Here is a 1,152-nt window from a genome sequence, read left to right on the forward strand (position 1 = left end):
ATACCACGTTAGTGAAGTTAGTACAGTTTAGGTTACAACTCGTATTGTTGGGAATGTAATCGACCGACTGCATGTAAAACATGCTCGCCCCAACTTTAGTTTGCTTGTCCCATTTATAACCAAAGCCTATGCCCCAGTGTTTCATATCACCGACTGGCACAGGCCCAAAAACATCCTTACCGACAGGCGAGTCCCTAAGCTCCAGTCCATAACGGATGTCTAAACGCGAGTTCACATGCTGGGTAATCCCAATGCCATAGTGCCAAGTATCTTCAAGACCTAATGGCAGAGTTAACGAATCTTCGGTCACCAAACCAGATAAAAGACGGGCAGTAGTCAGTAACTCTAAGGGGCGATCAAAATGAAATGTCCATTCATCCCAAACACTCCAGTCTGTCCAAGTCGCATCAAGGTTAACGGTCCATTCAGGATGAACCCGCATACTAATACCACTCTTGAATGTTTGCGGTATTTCATAGTCCATATAGATATTACCAGCCTCGAATGGCACCCCTCGAGGCAAGCCAAGTATCGCAGCGGTTATCGCACCAATAATCGATCCGTTGAAGCCCTGCCAGAAGGCCGTCCATTCATCGGTATAATCCATAAGGAAAGTGCCGCGCAGCTCCATCTCAGCACCCGTCATATAAGATGCTCCCCAAGAGAACCAATCAGTAGGTTCCCAGAGAACACCTAGATTATAAGTAGGCGATAATGACTGCTGCATATCTATATCTATGCGTCCTACGCTATCCCAAGGTCCAATATTGCCCTGACACAAGGATAAGAATGGCTGCAATGGATCTCGACGCTTACCAATAGGTTTGTCGAACTCACATGCGAACGCATCCTGTAAGATCTCGGTTACTGCAATCAAGAAGTTTGGCGCACGGTTGTTCTGCGCGATAGCAAAACCCTGATGCGAAAGCTGTATACCGGCACCTACGGACCATTCATCACTAATCTCATAGCCAACCGCTGGGGAGAAAAAGGTATATCGCTGTATAGCAGCCTCTTTACCTAAGAATGTCCCGGGGTCTTCCGCGTCTTTAAAAAGCCCCAACGGAGAGTGCATGTAGTTTTTTGCAGCGAATGTAAATTTTGAGCCTGGCTCATTAACAGAAAAACCAAACTGGAACGGCAAAGGCGCGG

Annotated in this window: 1 protein-coding gene; it reads right to left on the reverse strand. The window is 47.0% G+C overall.

Going from position 1 to position 1,152, the window contains the following annotated elements:
* A partial coding sequence (locus A3738_RS06615; protein WP_068763449.1) for an outer membrane protein transport protein occupies positions 1-1,152 on the reverse strand: 1,152 nt, incomplete at both ends.

It is taken from the genome of Oleiphilus sp. HI0066 (assembly GCF_001635725.1).